Origin of the sequence: Nonomuraea sp. NPDC049158 (assembly GCF_040648335.1) — a bacterium.
In the GTDB taxonomy this organism is placed as follows: domain Bacteria; phylum Actinomycetota; class Actinomycetes; order Streptosporangiales; family Streptosporangiaceae; genus Nonomuraea.
In genome coordinates this window covers 16192-35058 of sequence record NZ_JBEZDM010000025.1, presented here as the reverse complement: position 1 = coordinate 35058, position 18867 = coordinate 16192, and the positions used below count along the sequence as shown (strand labels likewise).

11 protein-coding genes are annotated in these 18867 nt (G+C 71.3%); 5 read left to right on the top strand and 6 right to left on the bottom strand.

Annotation, left to right across the window (positions count from 1 at the left end):
• Positions 1–228 precede the first annotated feature (228 nt).
• A complete protein-coding gene (locus AB0B61_RS39200; protein ID WP_358443317.1) occupies positions 229–2316 on the top strand; it encodes an ATP-dependent DNA helicase RecQ in 2088 nt (695 codons plus the stop codon).
• Here the strand turns inward: AB0B61_RS39200 and AB0B61_RS39195 are convergent.
• Positions 2309–5032 carry an ABC transporter substrate-binding protein gene (locus AB0B61_RS39195; protein WP_358443314.1) on the bottom strand — a complete coding sequence of 908 codons (2724 nt, stop codon included), beginning with the start codon at positions 5030–5032 and terminating at the stop codon, positions 2309–2311. The two genes, AB0B61_RS39200 and AB0B61_RS39195, sit on opposite strands and share 8 nt — an antisense overlap.
• A 96-nt stretch (positions 5033–5128) precedes the next feature.
• On the bottom strand, positions 5129–6019 hold the full coding sequence (locus AB0B61_RS39190) for a sugar kinase (protein ID WP_358443311.1): 891 nt from the start codon (positions 6017–6019) through the stop codon (positions 5129–5131).
• A 169-nt stretch (positions 6020–6188) separates the two neighbouring features.
• Between AB0B61_RS39190 and AB0B61_RS39185 the strand changes: the two genes are divergently transcribed.
• The gene (locus tag AB0B61_RS39185) at positions 6189–8912 is read left to right on the top strand and encodes a GNAT family N-acetyltransferase (protein WP_358443308.1); all 2724 of its coding nucleotides are present in this window, start codon (positions 6189–6191) and stop codon (positions 8910–8912) included.
• A 54-nt stretch (positions 8913–8966) separates the two neighbouring features.
• Here the strand turns inward: AB0B61_RS39185 and AB0B61_RS39180 are convergent, their stop codons facing one another.
• From AB0B61_RS39180 to AB0B61_RS39170, 3 genes are read right to left on the bottom strand one after another with little or no spacing between them, the layout of a single operon-like run.
• The gene (locus AB0B61_RS39180; protein WP_358443305.1) at positions 8967–9935 is read right to left on the bottom strand and encodes a C39 family peptidase; all 969 of its coding nucleotides are present in this window, start codon (positions 9933–9935) and stop codon (positions 8967–8969) included.
• 43 nt (positions 9936–9978) lie between these two features.
• Positions 9979–12453: a hypothetical protein gene (locus AB0B61_RS39175; protein WP_358443302.1), complete on the bottom strand. Its 2475-nt coding sequence runs from the start codon at positions 12451–12453 to the stop codon at positions 9979–9981.
• Complete coding sequence (locus AB0B61_RS39170; RefSeq protein WP_358443300.1) at positions 12450–12575, bottom strand: hypothetical protein; 126 nt, start codon at positions 12573–12575, stop codon at positions 12450–12452. Before AB0B61_RS39170 ends, AB0B61_RS39175 begins: the two co-directional genes overlap by 4 nt.
• Positions 12576–12981: 406 nt before the next feature.
• Between AB0B61_RS39170 and AB0B61_RS39165 the strand changes: the two genes are divergently transcribed.
• The 3 genes from AB0B61_RS39165 (at position 12982) to AB0B61_RS39155 (ending at position 16197) form a co-directional block, all read left to right on the top strand.
• Positions 12982–13572 (top strand): DUF5998 family protein, encoded by a 591-nt coding sequence (locus tag AB0B61_RS39165; RefSeq protein WP_225288990.1) that lies wholly within the window; start codon positions 12982–12984, stop codon positions 13570–13572.
• A gap of 653 nt (positions 13573–14225) precedes the next feature.
• Entirely contained in the window at positions 14226–15353 is a 1128-nt protein-coding gene (locus AB0B61_RS39160) for an alkaline phosphatase family protein (protein WP_358443297.1), read from the top strand.
• A 31-nt stretch (positions 15354–15384) separates the two neighbouring features.
• Complete coding sequence (locus tag AB0B61_RS39155) at positions 15385–16197, top strand: sulfurtransferase (protein WP_358443294.1); 813 nt, start codon at positions 15385–15387, stop codon at positions 16195–16197.
• Here the strand turns inward: AB0B61_RS39155 and AB0B61_RS39150 are convergent.
• A complete protein-coding gene (locus AB0B61_RS39150) occupies positions 16137–18815 on the bottom strand; it encodes a CHAT domain-containing protein (RefSeq protein ID WP_358443291.1) in 2679 nt (892 codons plus the stop codon). The genes AB0B61_RS39155 and AB0B61_RS39150 overlap by 61 nt on opposite strands.
• Between the last annotated feature and the right edge of the window lie 52 nt (positions 18816–18867).

Below are 18867 nucleotides of genomic sequence, written 5' to 3'. Positions count from 1 at the left end.
AAGAATGCGCACGTAACGGCGCCCGGCCCTGTGCGGGTTCAGCGGGCGTTTTCCTGGAGGCCCTCAGCCATGTGCGGCGGGTGGCGGTGGGTGCGGCTTGCCGTAACGGATGGAAGGGGTTTGTCCGGCCTGTAACAGAGCGGGTGCGGCTTGCCGTAACGGATGGAAGGGGTGGTCTGGACCGTAACAATGCGCCAAACGTCGGTGGGAGCTGGTAACAAGGACTTCATGATTGACGCCCCAGACGCCGAGATGCTGCGTGAAGAGGCCGAGACCCGGTTGCGGGCGCTCGCCGGCGAGCACGCTCGCCTGCGCGATGACCAGTGGGCCGCCATCGAAGCGCTGGTCATCGACCGGCGGCGGTGCCTCGTCGTCCAGCGCACCGGCTGGGGCAAGTCGGCCGTCTACTTCGTGGCCACCGCCCTGCTGCGCGAGCTCGGAGACGGCCCCACCGTCATCGTCTCGCCGCTGCTCGCCCTGATGCGCAACCAGATCGCCGCCGCCGAGCGGGCCGGGATCCGGGCCGTCACCATCAACTCGGCCAATCCCGAGGCGTGGGAAGAGATCTACGGGCAGGTGGCCGACGGGGAGATCGACGTGCTGCTCGTCAGCCCCGAGCGGCTCAACAACCCCGACTTCCGCGACAACGTGCTGCCCGAGCTGGCCGAGAGCGCGGGCCTGGTCGTGGTCGACGAGGCGCACTGCATCTCCGACTGGGGGCACGACTTCCGGCCCGACTACCGCAGGCTCGCCACGCTCTTCAACGAGCTGCCGCCGGGCATTCCGGTGCTCGCCACCACCGCCACGGCCAACGCGCGGGTCACCCGGGACGTGGCCGAGCAGATGGGCGAGGGCACGCTGGTCCTGCGCGGGCCGCTGGAGCGGGAGAGCCTGCACCTGAGCGTCGTACGGCTGCCGACCGCCGAGCAGCGGCTGGCGTGGCTGTCCCAGGCGTTGCGCGAGCTGCCCGGCTCCGGGATCATCTACACACTGACCGTGGCCGCGGCCCACGAGATCGCCGGATACCTGCGTGACCAGGGATATGAGGTGGCCTCCTACTCCGGGCAGACCGATCCCGCCGAGCGGCTGGCCGCTGAGGAAGCGCTGCTCAACAACAAGATCAAGGCGCTGGTGGCGACGAGCGCGCTCGGGATGGGCTTCGACAAGCCCGATCTCGGGTTCGTCGTCCATGTGGGGGCGCCGCAGTCGCCCGTGGCCTACTACCAGCAGGTCGGCCGGGCCGGGCGTGGCGTCGAACGGGCCGAGGTCATCCTGCTGCCCGGCACCGAAGACCGCGATATCTGGGCTTATTTCGCCTCGCTGGCCTTCCCGCCCGAGCCGGTGGTGCGGACCACACTCCAGGCGCTCGAAGAGCGGGGCGTGCTCTCCACCCCAGCACTGGAGACGGCCGTCGACCTCAGCCGGGGGCGGCTGGAGATGATGCTCAAGGTCCTCGACGTCGACGGCGCCGTCCGCAGGGTCAAGGGCGGCTGGGAGGCGACCGGCGAGCCGTGGGACTACGACGCCGAGCGCTACGCCCGCATCGTCGGCGAGCGCAAGGCCGAGCAGGAGGCCATGCTCGGCTACCTGACCACGACCGAGTGCCGCGAACGCTACCTGCGCGGCCACCTCGACGACGAGACGGCCGGCCCGTGCGGCAGGTGCGACAACTGCACCGGCGAGCACCGTTCACCGCAGATCGCCGAACAGGCCGTGGCGGGCGCCCGCGAGCGGCTGACCAGGCCCGGTGTCGAGATCGACGCGCGCAGGCAGTGGCCGACCGGCCTGGCCGACCTGTCCGGCCGCATCAAGCCGGAGCTCGGCGCCGAGCCGGGCCGGGCGCTCGGGCGGCTCACCGACATCGGCTGGGGCAACCGGCTGCGCGAGCTGTTCAACGGCGCCGACGGGCCGATGGCCGACGACATGTTCAAGGCCGTGATCCAGGTCCTGTCCGCGTGGGACTGGCGGGAGCGGCCCGTCGCCGTGGTCAATCTGCCGTCCACGTCGCGGCCTCTGCTCGTGCGCGGCTTCGCGGAGCGGCTGGCGCAGGTCGGGCGGCTGACCTACCTGGGCGAGCTCGGCTACCGCGACGGCTCGCCGGGCAAGCAGTTCAACAGCGCCAAGCGGGTTCAGGCGGTCAGGGCGACGCTGGCCATGCCGAAGGAGGTCGGCGCCGCCGTGGCGGCGTGCGGTGGTCCGGTCCTGCTGATCGACGACCGCATCGACACCGGCTGGACGATGACGCTCGCCGCCGCGCTCGTCCGCCACGCGGGCGCCCCGGCCGTGCTGCCGCTCGCCCTGGCGACGGTCAGCTGACGCCCATTGTCACCAGGTCATAGCCGCCGTAGACCGGGTTGACGTGCACGTTGGTCGCCTTCAGGCCGCGTACGAGCAGTGACCGCTCCCAGGAGAGCGGCACCAGCACGGCCTCGTCGGCGATCTTCTGCTCGACCTCGTTCCAGCGCCGGGCGCGCGTGGTGGCGTCGAGTTCGCGCTTGGCCGTGTCGATGAGGGCGTCGAGCGCGGGCAGGCGGACGTTCACGTTGATCGAGTTACCCTTCTCCAGGATCTCCCTGCTGTCGGCCAGCGGGGAGATGAACGTCTCCACGTCCGGCCAGTCGGGCGCCCACGCCCTGGCGATCAGGCCGACGCCCGCCTTCTTGAGATATTCGGGGTTGCCCCCGTACTTCGCGTGGAAGTCCGCGATCGGGTAGCCCCGCAGCTGCACCTTGATGCCGATCTTGGCCAGTGACGCCTGCACGGCCTGCGCGGCGGCGGACTCCCCGAAGGTGTCGCGGTAGATGTAGGTGGTGCTGAACCCGCCGGGCTTGCCGCAGGCGGCGAGTGACTCCTTGGCGGCGGTCGTGTCGCCGGACGCAGAGAGGCCGGGCAGGGGCGCGTGCGTGCCGGGGATCAGCGGCGGTACGAGCGAGGTCGGTATCTGGCCGCCCTGGTTCAGCCCGCCTACGGAGGCCCGGTTGATCGTCGCCAGGTCCAGGGCACGGATCACCGCGCGGCGGCAGTCGACGTGGTCGAACGGCGGTACCTGCGGATCGATCGCCAGATAGCGGATCCGGGAGCCGACGGGGGCGTCGGCGCGGCTCTTGTACGCGGGGTTGTCGTAGATCTTGGTCGAGTCCAAGGTCGCGATCGGCGAGCTGACCTCCGCCTGGCCGATCAGCATTTTGGCGCTCGCGTCGGCCGCGGCCAGCTCGAATTCGAGCTCGTACCGGTCCGGGAGGGCCTTGCGGTTCGGGTCGGTCGCGGGGTCCCAGTTCGGGTTGCGGACCAGGACGATCTTGTTGTCCGTCGCGCTTTCGAACTTGTACGGCCCCGACGAGATCACCGCGTACCGATACTTGGTGGCGGTGTCCTTGGCCTTGGGCACGGGGACGGTCTCGGGCAGCTGGGCGAGGTTGTCGAAGGCGCCGTACGGCTGCTTGAGGTGGAACACGATCGTGCGGTCGTCCGGCGTCTGGATGGCCGAGTCCGTGTTCGCGTCGGGCGACTTGTACGGCCCGTTGTAACCGGCGGGCAGGTCGAGGATCGTGTCGAAGTAGGTGGGGCCGTTGCTCAAGGTAGCCTTGTCCATGCTCCGCAGCACCGCGTACTTCACGTCCGCCGCGGTGATCGGGGCGCCGTCCTGGAACTTCACGCCGTCGCGCAGCCGGTAGGTCCAGGTCTTCCCGCCGTCGCTCGCCTGCCCTAGGGCCTCGGCCAGGTCGGGAACGAGCTGGGTGCCGGCCTGACCGGGGACCGGCTTGAACATCGTCAGCGACCGGCCATAGAGGCGGATGGCGTTCATGGCGTCGGGGTAGTAGGTGTTGCCCGGATCGGTGGAGTCCAGGCTGTAGGCCGAGGCCAGGCGGAGCGTGCCGCCGGTCTTGGTGGACGGGTTCGCGACCGCCGCGACGGCCGCGTCGAAGCCGGTGGGCGCCGTCGTGGCCGGGGTCGTGGGCCCGCTTTCCGGCCCCGTCCCAGGGAGGTCGCGGATGAAGATCCACGCCACGAGGCCCACCATGAGCGCCGTGGCCACCGCCCCCACCGACACCAGCACCCCGCGCTGCCGGACACCGGGCGCGGTCACGGGCGTGACACCACCGGGATCGGTGGGTCGCGGGTATGGCCCAGGCATCTGCGGCCCGGACTCCCAGCGAAACCCGGCAGGCGCCTGCGGCCCGGAACTCCCGTGCGCCCCCGCCGGTGGTGCGGCTTGCGGGTAGGCCATGGCAGATGGCGGTGGCGGTGGCGGCGGGGGAGGGGCGCTCGTGCGGATGAGCTCTCCCAGCACCTGCTCCGCCGTGGGCCGTCGCCGGGGATCCTTGCCCAGGGCCGTCCACAGCAGCGCCCTGAGCGGCTCCGGCACCCCCGACAGGTCCGGATCCATGCTCAGAATCCGGTGCATCACCACCGGCAGCGCCCCGAACCCGAACGCGCTGTGCCCCGTGGCCGCGTACACCATCGTCCCGGCCCACGCGAACACGTCGCTGGCCGGTGACGGCTCGCCGTGGAACTGCTCCGGCGCCATGTACGCGGGCGTGCCCACCACGCTGGTCGTCAGGCTCTGGCTCACGTCGAGCGCCCGCGCGATGCCGAAGTCGATCACCCGGGGCCCGTCGGGAGCGAGCAGCACGTTGCTCGGCTTGAAGTCGCGGTGCATCACCCCGGCCCGGTGGATCGCGGCCAGCGCGGTGGCGGTCGCGATGGCCAGCCGTACCAGCGCCTGGCCCCGCAACGGGCCTTCCCCGGACACCTGGCGTTGAAGGGACGGGCCGTCCACGTACTCGCCGACGATGTACGGCTGGTCGTTGACGGCACCCACCTCGAGCACCCGCGCCGTACAGAACTCCGCCACCCGCCGGGCGGCCTCAGCCTCGCGCCGGAAGCGTCGTACGGCCTGCTCGTCGTCGGCGAACCTGGCGTGCAGCAGCTTGATCGCCACCCGCTCGCCGCTCGGGGAGGTCCCCAGATAGACGCTGCCCTGGCCGCCCTCGCCGAGGAACCCGGTGACCTGATACGAGCCAACCGACACGGGGTCGCCTGGCCGTAACGGACGCACGCCCAGCATCCGGCTCCTCATCGTCCTTTATCGGAGCTTCTTACGATAAAGGGCACCAGGAAGATCGGACTAGAGGCGCGGGCGCGCTCCCAGATGAACAATCGCCTTGGCCGCCAGGCGGCAGCCGTCCGTCAGCGCCTCGGCCGGCGGCTTGCCCTCCAGCCACGGCGGCAGGAACCCGGCGCAGAACGCGTCGCCCGCCCCCGTGCCGTCGACGATCCGGTCGACCGGATCGGCGTTGACCCGGATCGGCTCGGATCGGCTGTTGCCGAACCAGAGCGCGCCGTCGACGTTCATCTTGATCACGACCTGCGGGAACCAGGCGGTGAGCACCTTGGCCGCGGCCTCGGGATCGTCGCGGCCGGTCAGCACTTTCGCCTGGTCGACGTTGGCGAACAGCAGCTTGACCCCGTTGGTCCACTCCAGGAACGGCTCGGCACCCGTACGCTCCAACGGCGCGGACGACGAGCAGTCGACCGAGATGGACATCCCGGACCGGCGAGCCATGTCGAGCGCGGCCAGCCCCGCGTCGCGGGACCCCTCGTTGATCAGGGTGTAGCCGGACAGATGCAGATGACCGCCGCCGAACAGGTCGCGCGGCAGATCCTCCGGCGAGAGCGCCGCGTTGGCGCCCGGGTCGGAGAGCATGGTCCGCTCACCCTTGTGCGTGACGAGCACCACGCAGGTGCCGGTCGGCCGCTCAGGATCCATGACGAGCCGGGCGTCAACGCCGTAACCCATCAGCTCCATGTCACGGTTGCGACCGGTGATGTCGGCGCCCCGGCGGCCGATGAAGGCCACCTCGGCACCCTCGACGGCCAGCCAGGAGGCGATGTTCGCCCCTGATCCACCGCCGTGCATCGTCACGATCGCCGGGGTGTCGCTCGCCCTGGCGAGCGCATAACGGGCGCGCGCGACCGCGTCGGTCATGAGATCGCCCACCACGACGACCCGCGTCATGATGCCACCACCTTGCTGCCTTCAGAACGAGCCTGGCCACGGCAAAACTAACAGCTTCCGGCCTACCCGTGGGGCGGACCCCGGACACAGGGGGGCAGTCGATGCACAAGCGTTGCCCAATAGGCCCTGCCGGGCGTGGCATTCGGGACGCGGGACTACGCTCGGGACTGTGGAGGCTCCGTACCCGGCTCACTGGGAGGCCGACGTCGTCCTGGCGGACGGCGGCACCGCCCATGTGCGTCCCATCAAGCCCGCCGACGCCGACAGACTGCGCGCCTTCTACTCCCGTCTCTCCGACGAATCCATCTATTTCCGCTTCTTCGGTCCCAGGCCGCGGCTCTCCGACAAGGAGGTCGCCTGGTTCACCACCGTCGACTATGTCGACCGGGTCGCGCTGATCGCCACCATCGGCACCGAGATGGTGGCCGTGATCCGCTACGACAAGACCGGGCCCGGTGAGGCCGAGGTGGCCTTCCTCGTCGAGGACGCCCACCAGGGCAGGGGAGTGGCCTCGGTGCTGCTGGAGCACCTGGCCGCCACGGCCCGCGAGCGCGGCATCCAGCGCTTCGTCGCCGACGTGCTCCCGGCCAACATGAAGATGATGGGCGTCCTGCGCCAGGCCGGATACACGGCGGAGAGCTCCTTCGCCGACGGTGTCGTCCGCATGACGCTCGACCTCACCCCCACGGAGACCTCGACCGAGGTGACGACCGCCCGCGAGCACCGCGCCGAGGCCAGGTCCATCGCCCGCCTGCTCGCGCCCGGCTCGGTGGCCGTCATCGGCGCCTCGCGCGAGCCGGGCGGAGTCGGTCACACCGTGCTGCGCAACCTGCTCGCCGCCGACTTCAGCGGCCCCGTCTACCCGGTTCACCGGGAGGTACGCGCCATGGCGGGCGTACGCGCCTATCCGAGCGTGGGTGCCATCGACGACCAGGTGGACCTGGCCGTGGTGGCCGTGCCCGCCTCCGGCGTCATCGAGGTGGTCAAGGAATGCGCGGAGAAGGGCGTACACGGGCTGGTCGTGGTCTCCTCCGGGTTCGGTGAGACGGGCGCCGAGGGCCGTGAGCGGCAGGATGAGCTGGCCCGCATCGCGCGCGCGTACGGCCTGCGCGTGGTCGGGCCCAACTGTCTCGGCATCGCCAACACCGACCCGGCCGTCAAGCTCAACGCCACACTGGCGGCGACCGTGCCGGGCCGGGGGCGGGTCGGCTTCTTCAGCCAGTCGGGCGCGCTCGGCACCGCGCTGCTCCAGCGGGTGGCGCAGCGGGGGATGGGCATCTCGTCGTTCGTCTCGGCGGGCAACCGGGCCGACGTGTCGGGCAACGACCTGCTCCAATACTGGGAGGAGGACGCCTCGACCGAGGTGATCCTGCTCTACCTGGAGTCACTGGGCAATCCCCGCAAGTTCACCCGCCTGGCCAGGCGCCTGGCCCGCAGCAAGCCGATCGTGGTCGTCAAGAGCGGCGGCACCCCCGCCGGTCACTCCGCCGAGGCGCTCGGGCTGCCCGATTCGGCGATCAGTTCGCTGTTCTCGCAGGCGGGGTTGATCCGGGTGGACGACCTCATCCAGCTGTTCGACGTGGGCCAGCTCCTGGCCTATCAGCCGCTGCCCGCCGGCCCCCGGGTCGGGCTGGTCACCAACTCCGACGCCCTGGGCCTGCTCGCCGCCGACGCCTGCGTCGCGGCGGGCCTGGAGCCCCTGCCGCCGGTCAACCTGGGGGCGGGCGCCGGGGCCTCCGCCTTCGGTACGGCCCTCGCGGACCGGCTCGACTCGCCGTCGGTGGACGCGGTGGTGGTGATCTACATGCCGCCGATCCCCGGCGAGGACTCGGCGGTCGCGGCCGAGCTGCTGCGGGTGTCCCAGGACTCGGCCAAGCCGGTGCTCGCCACCTTCCAGGGGCATCTCGGCATGCACCCCGACCTGCTGGTGGGCTCGGTGCCCTCGCGGGGGTCCATTCCCTCGTACGCGGCGCCGGAGGAGGCGGTCAGGGCGCTGGAGCACGTGGTCCGCTACGCGAGGTGGCGCGCCCGGCCGGCTCTACCGCCTCCCGAACTCCCGGACATCGACCCCCAGCGCGCCCGCACCCTGATCCACCACGCCCTCCACCAGCCCGCCGCTGCCACCATCGACGCGGCTTCCGCTTCCGTATCCGCGTCTTCCGTATCCGCGTCTTCCGTGTCCGCGTCGTCCGCTTCCGCGCGAAGTTTCTTCGCCGAGCCGGGACCGCCGGTCGAGGCCGATGTGGCCGAGCTGCTCGCCTGCTACGGGCTGAGTGTCTGGCCGGCCGAGGTGGTGCGGTCCCCGGACGAGGCGGTGGTGGCCGCCGAGCGGCTGGGCTGGCCGGTGGTGCTCAAGGTGGCCGGGGCCGAGGCCGCCCGCCGGGCCGGGACCGTACGCCTCGGGCTCGCGGGGCCGGACAGCGTGCGGCATGCCCACGCAGAGTTCGTCGCCCAGTTCGGCGAGGACGTGGAGCTGGCGGTCCAGCGGATGGCGCCGCAGCCCGCCGTACCGACCGTGGTGAGCGTCACCGAGAACCCGGCGTTCGGCCCCGTCGTCTCGTTCGGGCTGGGCGAGGTGACGGCGCGGCTCCTCCTCGACCAGGGCTTCCGGCTCGCGCCGCTCACGGGCGAGGACGCCGCCGGGCTGGTCCGTTCGGTCCGCGGGGCTCCACTGCTGTTCGGCGAGTACGGCTACCCGCCCGTGGCGGTCGACGCCCTGGAGGACCTCCTGGTCAGGGTGGGCCGCCTGGCCAACGACCTGCCCGAGGTGGCCCGTCTCGACCTCGACCAGGTGCTGGTGGGCCGGGAGGGCGTCATCATCCTGGGCGCCCGCGCCACGATCCGTACCCCACCCGGCCCCCGCCCGGACGGCGGCCCCCGCAGGCTGTCCTGATCAGTTAGAGGGTCGGCCGCCCTCGGAGAGCCCCGAGGGCGGCCTAGGGCTCGGTCAGCCGTGCACGATCGCGACGTTGTCGATCCAGTTCCACGCCGTGCCCGCGTTGTCCAGGACGAGGTTCAGCGCGTCGATGGAGTGTTCGCTCGCGTCCGCGGGGTCGGCGACCTTGAACGTCGTGGGATAGAAGGACCCGTCGGTGTAAAAGCCGCCGTATCCGTGAATGACGAGATAGTGCCGCAAGAGAGAGGCCTGGTTGTTCCACGGCAACTGGCCGGGTTTCACGATGATCATCACGGGATTGCCACGGGACAGGGAGGTGATGATCCGGTCGAAGACGACCTTGCGGGTCTGGTCGATGCTGACGTCCAGCCCTTCGAACGAGTACTGCCAGTCAGAGGATGAAATGTACTGGTTGATGACGTCGGGGATCCGTCCCGGCCAGGTGATGCCGTAGATCGCCTCGTCGGTGCCCAGCTTGTCGGCCAGTTCGGACTGCGGCGGAGCCGAGTAGCCCATCGTGGCGAGCGTCATCTGCACGGCGGCGGGCCCGCACCAGTTCGACTTCTCCTGCTGCTTGAGCGAGAGCCTCATGTCCAGGGCCCGGACGGTCGGCCGCCAGGTTCCGGCGATGCCGAAGGTGGCGTCGGCGACGGCGTAGGGCCGTCTGAGATCGGTGAACGCGGTGTAGCAGGCCCGGCTGGCATTCGTGGTCATCGTCGGGCACGAATCGGCGATGGTCGGGCCGCCCCCGCCGAACTTCAGCGTCAGATTGACCTGGAAGTTGGTGTACGCGCCCGGGTTGATGAAGGCCACCGCGCGTACCTGCGTACGGTGGTCGTTGAACTCCAGGCACACCTGGTAGGCGGTCCCGTTGTACGTCTGGGTGTCATTGCAGGTTCTGTTGGCCGCGGACGGATACTCGTGCCAGATTCCGGCCTGGGCTGGGAGGGCGGGCACGGCGACCACCGCGAGTGCCACGCCTGCCAGCAGCGAGAGTAACGCCGAAAGCAGTCTTTTCACGGGCTCAAGTCCTTCTCTGGGACGTGGTGCGGGAGGAGATCGGTTACGGCGCGGTCACCGCGAGCCTGTGCAGCCGTTCGTTGATCTTGTAGTAGAGGTCGCCGAACCTGTCGGCCGTCAGCCCTTCCATCCCCGGGTCGGTCAGCAGCACGGTCATGGCCTTGGTCGACTTGTCGATCCGGAAGATCTGGTCGCCGGAGGTGCCGTACACGTGGCCGGGATCCTTGTCCACCGTCAGCAGAACCCCGTCGCGCCAGGCCAGGCTGGGTTTGGCGGTGTAGTCGGGGTCGGCGAACAGCCTTTTCACGGTGATCGCGCCCGGATTGGCGGGGTCGAGCGTGAACAGCGACCCACCGGCCAGCCCCCAGAGCCCGCCGTCCACCTCAGTGAGGGCCGTGACGGCTTTGGGCTCGGTCAGCGGCAGCGGGTGGGTGCGCACGGCGCCGGTCGCGGGATCGTAGGAGAACAGGGTGGCCGAGGCTCCGGGGGTGTAGACGGGGTCGACGCCCAGCGCTCCGCGGGTGGAGGTGCCGCCGAACACCTTGCCGCCCGCGTAGGCCAGCGAGACGACGGCCTGGTCCCGCACCACGCACACGGTCCGGCCCGCCGTGCCGTCCTTCCAGATGCTGAGCGCGCCGCTGCGTTTGCCGTACTTGGGCACCGTGCCCATGTACACCGTGCCGTCGGGGCCGCCGGCCAGCGCGTACGGGCGGTCCTGCGGCGGCGGCCCGTTACCCGGCTCGCAGTCGTCGGCCTTGTCGCCCACCGAGCCGCCGGTGTACCTGAGCGTGGGCGGCCACGGGCCGTCCGGGTCGTAGCTGTAGAGCTTGGCCGAGGGGTAAGCGCCGATGTAGAGCCGTCCGTCGTGGGCCAGCAGGCTGTCGGTCTGGCTGAGCCCGGTACGGGGGGTCGTGTCCGGGTTGCCCTCGTCCTCGTCGCCGCGCAGCGGGTCGTAGACGCCGGTGCCACCCGTCAGGTAGCCGCCGGTGTAGATCTTCCCGTCGGGACCGGCGCCGAGCGCGTTGATCGCCGCGGGCAGGACGGGGGTGCCGACGACGACCCGGCTGCTCCACTGACCGGTCGCGGGCGTGTACTTGAAGATCCTGGTGCCGTCGCCGGCCGCGCCGAGACCGATGAGCGTGCCGTCCGCCCAGGTGTAGCCGGTGACGTCCAGGCCTGGCTGTACGGTCGTCGCCCGCACGGTCTTGGCGGCCAGGTCGTAGGACTGCAGCAGGCCGTCCTTGACCAGCCAGACCTTGCCGTCGGCGGCCGGTGAGTGGTGCAGGTCCACATCGGTGATCGTGGCGTCGGTGACGGCCCGGTAGGAGCCGTCGGCGTTCTTGACGATCTGCAGGACGAGCAGCGTACGGTCGATCCAGGCGAACAGCCTGCCCCCTGTCCAGGTGAGGCCGCCGACCATGGAGTTGTGCGCGTACGCGGCGGGCAGGAGGCTGTCGATCCGCCCTGTGAGGTTGTCGAACCTGACCAGCGCGGCGTTCGTCCCCGTGCCCAGATAGGTGGCGTTGGCGACCGGGTCGTGGGCGAGGCTGCGCACGTACTGCGCGTCGGCCACGATGGGCACGCTGCCGATCGTGGTGAAGGCGCCGTTGTCGTACTTGAAGTAGCGGCCGTCGTTGTACGTGCCGCCGTACACCTTCCCGCCCGCTCCCGGCTCCAGGTCCCAGATGAAGGAGTAACCGCCCTCAGCCCGGCCGAGGTCGGTCACCGTCGCCTGGCCGGGGACGTGCCGGTACAGCTTGGAGTTGGGGTAGGTGCCGAGGTAGACGCTGCCGTCGGTGGCCGTGGTCGCCGCCCAGCCGCCGACCGTGGGCGTGGCGGCGCTGTCCGGGATCGTGATCTTCTTGGTCACCCTTTCGGTGGCCAGGTCGATCTCCGCGAGCTGCGGGTTGGCGTCCGCGGTGCCGGTGTAGATCGCGTACGCGTCGCCGCCCGCGAACGTGGTGGCGTTGGGCACGCTGCTCTCGATCTGCACGCCGAGATCGGTCGTGTCCTTGGTGATCAGCACCTCGTCCCAGTAGGCGGTGCCCACATTGGCGACGCCCGAGTAGATGAGCGCCGAGACCGTGGCCGTGCCGGCGGGGGCGACGCCGGAGGCCGCGACGTCGTTCCACCGCTTGCCCGTGACCGAGGCGTTCGCGCTGCCGAGGAGCTGGCCCGAGGTTCCCCTGAAGCGCAGGTACAGCTCGGCGCTGCCGCTGTCGGCCCATACCTGGGCATAGGCGGTGTAGCGGGTACCCGCGGTGGCGGGCAGGCCCGGCAGGCTCTCCCTGCCGTAGGCGTTGCCCGGCTCGGCGTCGGCGATGCGCGCCGTGCTGCGGCCGTCCCAGGTCACGGCGGTGACACCGCCCGGGCTGTGCGAGCCACTCCACCCGGTCAGCCCGTCGTCGAAACCGCCGTTGGTGATCCGCAGGTCGGCGGCCTGCGCCGGGGCGAGTGGGACGGTGATGAGCGCCGCCAGCAGTGCCGCCGACAGCGTCCCCGTCAGCAGGCGCCTCATAACGCCGCCTGCACGGCGTGATGGCGCTCATCGAGCCTGGGGCCGGCCAGGTCGTCGGCTTCAGGTGGCGGCGGAAAGCGTGGGATGAACCCGGCCAGGGTTACCAGAGGGGATCGCGTCATGTCCCGTACCTCCAGCGAGCGTGTTCGATACTGCTCGGTTTCGGCCCTGACCGTAACTTTTGGGGCACGCCTCGTCAATAGGGTGCAGCGCTGGCGGCTCGGATCAGAAAAATTTGGGTCTTGACCGTAACTAGCCGCCTCTGAGAGCTTGTGATCGTTTCACTCGTCGCGAACTTGGGGAGTCCCAGGCGTCCGTCTGGACGGTGGTTCTCGGAGGGTCGCCAAACCTCATTTCTATGAAATTTCACCATTTGCCACTCGAGTGGTCGGCACGGCGGCAGTGATGAGGCGCAATGGCACGTCCGGTAATTGCACATGTCCGTACACGTAGATAACGGATAAAAGACGTTATAGAGCGTTATGTCTGGTGGGTGAGTGCACTGCGCGGTCCTGGCAGGATGGACCCATGAGGGAAACCCGAGTCTCAGCCGCGGGCCTGCGTGAAGCGATCGAGCGCAGCGGCTACTACCCCGACCTCGTCACCGATGCGGTCGAATCCGCGCTGGGCAAAGAGGCTGTGACCGCATTCGTGGTCCACCATGAGGCCACCTTCGATCCCGCGATGGAGGTGCGCAGGCACGTCACCGTCCTGGTGCTGTCGACGACGAGGCTGCTGGTCTGCCACACCGACGAGCACCCGGCGGTGGAAGGCGTCTCGACCTCACACGCCTCCACGACGACGGAGGCCGTCCGCCTGAGCCGCGTCCAGTCGGTCGCGGTCACCCGTGTCGTCCCCGACCCCGCCTCCTACGTGCCCGGCGTCCCTCCCACGGAGGTCACGCTCACGATCGGCTGGGGCGCCATCTCCCACGTCGACCTCGAGCCGGCCACCTGCGGCGACGAGAACTGCGAGGCCGACCACGGCTACACGGGCGCCATCACCGCGGACGACCTCTCGCTCCGGGTGAGCGAGGCGGCCGACGGCCCCGACGCGGTCAACCACGTCCTCGCCTTCTCCAAGTCCCTCTCCGAAGCCACCGCCCGCGCCACGACCTGACAAAACCACTCCCAGGCGCCCACCCTCTCGGCGCCACCAGGGCACGACGCATGCAGACAACGCGCACCCCGGTCCATGAGACCGCGCCCAGGAGGGAACCTCGGCGACAGCGCACGGCGCTCTCCAGCGAGGTCGATGAGCCACGCCCAGGCACCAGCGTCCCGGCGGCGCCGTCCGCAGCACGGTGGCCGCGCGTCTGCGATGACGGCTGCCCCAACTGCCTTACGGTGACCACGGCATCCACGGTATCTACGGCGTCCGTGGCTTCTGCGGCGTCTACAGCATCTGCGGTGTCCGCAGTGCCTATGCGGCCGCCCTTGGGCGCGCGCCTCCAGCCGGGGATTCCCCACGAACAGCCCCGCACCGTATGTACGGCGCCCAGCCGATCAAGCGAAGAAGACGGCCAAGAATACGCACGTAACGTCGCCCAGCCATGTGCGGGCTCAGCGGCCGTTTTCCTGGAGGCCCCTAGCCACGTGCGGCGGGTGGCGCCCACTCGGCAGTGCCGTACAACAAGATCGGTTTCTGGGGTTTGCTGCGCGCGGCCGTGCGGCGGGTGGCGCCCGCTTGGCTTTTGGGGTTGCGGCGATCAAGCGGGGTTTGCGGTGATTGCGTGATCGAGTTTTCGGACGAGACGAACGGAATGGAGCGCCATGGATGGATACGCGCCACTGATTCCCAGCTACGGCACCGCGTCGCTGGCCGAGCTGCCCGGGGCGTTGCTCGCGGCGCTGGGCGTGGCCGAGCCGAACCCCCTCCAGCTCGCCCCCGCCGACCGCGTCTGCCTGTTCATCGTGGACGGTCTCGGCGACGAGCTGCTCCAAGCGCACGCCGACCGGGCGCCCTTCCTCGCCGCCGCCACCCGGACCACGCTCACCGCCGGGTTCCCCGCCACCACCGTCACCAGCCTGTGCTCGCTGGGCACCGGTGTGTCGCCGGGTGAGCACGGCATGCTGGGTCTGATGCTGGCCGTGCCCGGCGCCGGGCACCTGTTCAACTGCCTGCGCTGGACGCTGCCCGGCGGCGCCTTCATGGAGCCGAGCCGATGGCAGCCCGCCGAGACCGTCTTCCAGCGCGCCGCCGCCGCGGGGATCACGCCGAGTTATGTGGCTCCGGCCCAGTTCGAGGGGAGCGGGCTGACCGAGGCCGTCTACCGCGGCGTGCGCTATCTGGCCGCCGACAGCGTCGACGAGCGTGTGGCCGGTGTACGCGCGGCGATGGCCGCGCCGAGGGCCCACGTCACCGTCTACTACGGCGACCTCGACGCGATGGGCCACATGACCGGCTGGGGCAGTGAGGAGTGGCTCGACCAGCTGGAAATCGTCGACCGGATGGCCGAGCGCATGGCCGCGGACCTGCCTCCCGGCTCCGCCCTCTACATCACCGCCGACCACGGCATGGTCAACGTGAGCGAGAAGCTCGACGCCGAGACCGACCCCGCGCTGAGCCGGGGCGTGGCGATGCTCGGCGGGGAGGCGCGGGCCAGGCATGTGTACGCCGAGCCGGGCGCCGCCTCCGAGGTGCTCGACGCCTGGCGTGAGACCCTGGCGGGCAGGGCATGGGTGGTGTCGAGGCAGGAGGCGGTCGAGTCCGGCTGGTTCGGCCCGCGTGTACGATCCGAATGGCTCGGACGCATCGGCGACGTCGTGGCCGTCCCGTACACCGACCTGGCCCTCACCGCGCCGGGCGCGCATCCGATCGAGGCGCTGTTCACCGGCTACCACGGTTCGATGACGACCGCCGAACAGCATGTACCACTCTTGGAGGTAAGCAGCCGATGAGGTCATTCATGGCAACTGGGGTGAGCGCCCGATGAGCCCGTTGATCACGCCCGAGGAGGTCGCCGCCCTGGACGAGGTGACCCTGCTTGACGTGCGGTGGCGGCTCGGCGGCCCGCCGGGGATCGAGATGTATGACGAGGGGCACCTGCCGGGCGCCGTCTTCTGCGCCCTCGACGCCGACCTCGCCGCGCCGGCCGGGACGGCCGGGCGGCATCCGCTGCCGGAGCCGGACGACTTCGAGAGCGCGATGCGGCGGCTGGGAGTGTCCGGCGAACGGCCGGTGGTGGTCTATGACGACACGGGCTCGATGGCTGCCGCGCGGGCCTGGTGGACGTTGCGTTATTTCGGCCACCCGGACGTCCGCGTCCTGGACGGTGGCCTGTCCGCCTGGGCCGACGCGGGCCTGCCGGTCGTCAAGGAGACGTCCGAGGTGGCGCCCGGTGACTTCGTCGCCAGGCCGGGCGGGATGCCGCTGCTGAGCGCCGCCGAAGCCGGGGCGCTCGCGACCTCGGGAGTGCTGCTGGACGCTCGGGCGGGTGAGCGTTATCGGGGAGAGGTGGAGCCCATCGACCCCGTCGCGGGGCACGTGCCCGGTGCCGTCAGCGCGCCGACCACGGAGAACATCGGCCCCGACGGCCGGTTCCGTCCCGTGGCCGACCTGCGCGAGCGGTTCGCCGCCCTCGGAGTGGGCGAGGGGGTGCCGGCTGGAGCCTACTGCGGCTCCGGCGTCACCGCCGCGCACGAGCTACTGGCCATGGAGGTGGCGGGCCTGCCCGCCGCGCTCTACGTGGGCTCGTGGTCGGAGTGGGTCGCCGACCCCACCCGGCCGATCGCCACGGGCTGAACCCCCGTCGCCACCGGCTGAGTCCCGGTCGCTACCGGCTGAGCTCCGCCCCTGGCGCGCTGAGCCGCCGCCCGGCCCCTGGTGAACGGCCGGTCTCCCGCGCCGAAGCACACGAAGCCGAGCGCTCCCGTCTTGGCCGAGGCCGACGCCAGGGCCGAGGCGGGAGCCCGGCCGTCGGCGAGGAGTTCGTGGAAGGCGGACATCACCGCCAACGCCTCCTCATCGCGCACCGGCACCATCCCCGCGACGACACAGGCCGTACCCCTGGCCAGGAACGCGCCGGCCAAGCCGAGCGGTGCGCCGTCCGCGGGCGTGTGCGCCATCCCCGAGTCGCACGCCGACAGCACCACGAGCGGGGCCGTCCGGGACAGCCCGAGCAGGTCGTACGCCATGAGCTGCCCGTCGGCGAGCGTGATGCCCGACAGCAGCGGGCTCCGCGCGTGGAACACCCCATGGGCCGCCAGGTGCAGCACGTCGGCGCTGGTCAGCGCCGCCAGCACGGACCCGGAACGGGCGGGCACCTCGCGTCCCCCGGGATGGCAGGCGAGCACCTGGGCGACCTCCGCGCGCGCGTGCGCCAGCCCCGGCCCGGCCGCGGCGATCATCACGGGCCGTTCGCCGGGTACGGTGGCGCGCCGCCGGGCCGCCAGCCAGGCGGCGGCGCTCGCGGCCACGGACACCGGACGATCACGCAGGCACGGCAGCGCCCCCCACGGCACCGTGTGCAGCAGGCCGGCGGGCACCAGGACCAGTGGCCGGTCGCCGAGCTCGGCGTGCAGCGGCCGGAGCAGCAGGCGTTCGAACTCCGCCGCGGCCGGCTCGACCGGGGCCTGGGCGGCGGCGCTGTCGCCGAGCACGGCCCGGCGCAGTGAGTAGCGCAGGCGGACGAGCGCCTCGCGAATCGGCCGCACATCGCCCAGCCGCCGCAGCGTGAGCCGTTCGCCGCTGATCAGCACGGCCAGCATCGAGGAGCCTTCGGCGACGAACTCGACCAGCGCCGCGCCGCCCAGCCCGGCCCGCACGGCGTCGGGGGCGGCCAGCCCGCAGGCGTGCGCGGGGGCGGCCACCGCCCGCCAGCGTTCGGCCCAGTCGAACACCTCCCGGGCGCACCCGTCACGCACCGCCATCGTCAGCCCGAACGCCGCCAGCCGCTCACCCGCCCGCGCCGCGTGGGCCCGCAGCGAAGGGTCCTCGAACGACTCCATGCTGCCGCCCATCTCGCTCAGCCCGTCGTGGACCGCGCGGAAGGCCTGGGTGACGTCCTCCTGCAGCGCTGCCTCCAGCGCGAGGGCGTGCTGGCGCACCAGCACCGGGATCTGCGACACCTGTGCGAGATGCCTGGCCTGCAACTCCGAGGCCAGCGACGTGAGACGGGTCCCGGCGGGAACCCAGCGCTCGCCGCGCCGCGCGTGCACGGTGAGGCGGGCCAGCTGCGCCGACGCCGTCGGGTGGTCGTCGAGCGCCAACGCCGCCTCCGCCGCCACCAGGCGCAGCGCGGCGGCGCCGGCCAGGTGGGCGGGACCGTTCTCGAGGTCGTCGGCGCACGCGATCAGCTGGTCGAGCAGGTCGGGGGAGGAGCCCTCCAGCGTCAGGCGGGCCCGCAGCACCACCTCCGTGGCCAGCGGCAGCCAGGAGAGGCGGTCCTGCTCGGCCAGCTCGACCGCCGCCTGCTCGGCCACGGCCAGCGCGCGGCGCGCGTCGCCGGTGAGCAGCTCCACCTGGGCCAGCTTCAGCCGCGCCTCGGACAGCGCCACCAGGGCGGCCGACGACTCCAGATCGGGTACGGCCAGGCTGAGCAGCGCCCTGGCCTCGCCGGGCAGGTGCGCGGCCAGCAAGGCTCCGGCGAAGTCGGCCCGCATCGTGGCCAGCCGCTCGGGGAAGCCGAACAGGGTGTTCTCGGCCGCCCGGTAGTGGGCGAAGGCTCCGGTGATGTCGCCCTGGCGGACGGCGAGGAAGGGCAGGTTGGCGGCGGCCAGGCGGGCCAGGTAGTCGAGCCTGGCGTGCCGGGAGATCTCCAGGCAGGCGGTGATGTCGCGGGTCGCGGCGTCCCAGTCGCTCCGGTAGGCGTGGACGAGGCCGCGGTTGAGCAGGCCGCCGGCCAGGAACCGGCGGTCGTCGATGGTGCCCGGCGCGGCCACGAGCGCCTGCAGCGCGCGGTCGCACGAGGCGACGGCCTCCTGGTGGCGGCCCAGGTGGGCGAGCGCGACGGCGCGCTGGGTGTCGAGCTTGGCCCGGTCGAGCGGGGAGAGGTAGGCCCAGGCCAGGGCGGCGATCCTGAGCGCCTGCAGAGGGTGGCCGCGTTCGGTGCGTACCGTCACCAGGGACAGTCGTGCCTGGGAGCGACGCTGCCGTGTGGCGCCGGGGGTGTCGATGGCCTGTCTGAGGTGATCTTCGGCGGCTTCGAGATCGCCGAGCTCGCGGGCGGCCAGGGCCATCGCTCTGAGGGCGACCACCGCGGCTTCGGCGCAGTCCGCTGCCCGGGCGGCGGCCAGGACGGTGCGCCCGGCGTGCAGCGCCTGCTGGGGATCGACCACCGAACGCAGGACCGCCGTCTCGGCCGCCACCACCAGCGGCCCGTTGGTGTCGGGGGCGGAACGGTCGTCCGACGTTGCGATCATGGCGCCTTGAGCTTCGTAGGGAGAGGTTGGGAGCCAGGGGGTGGGACGCGGT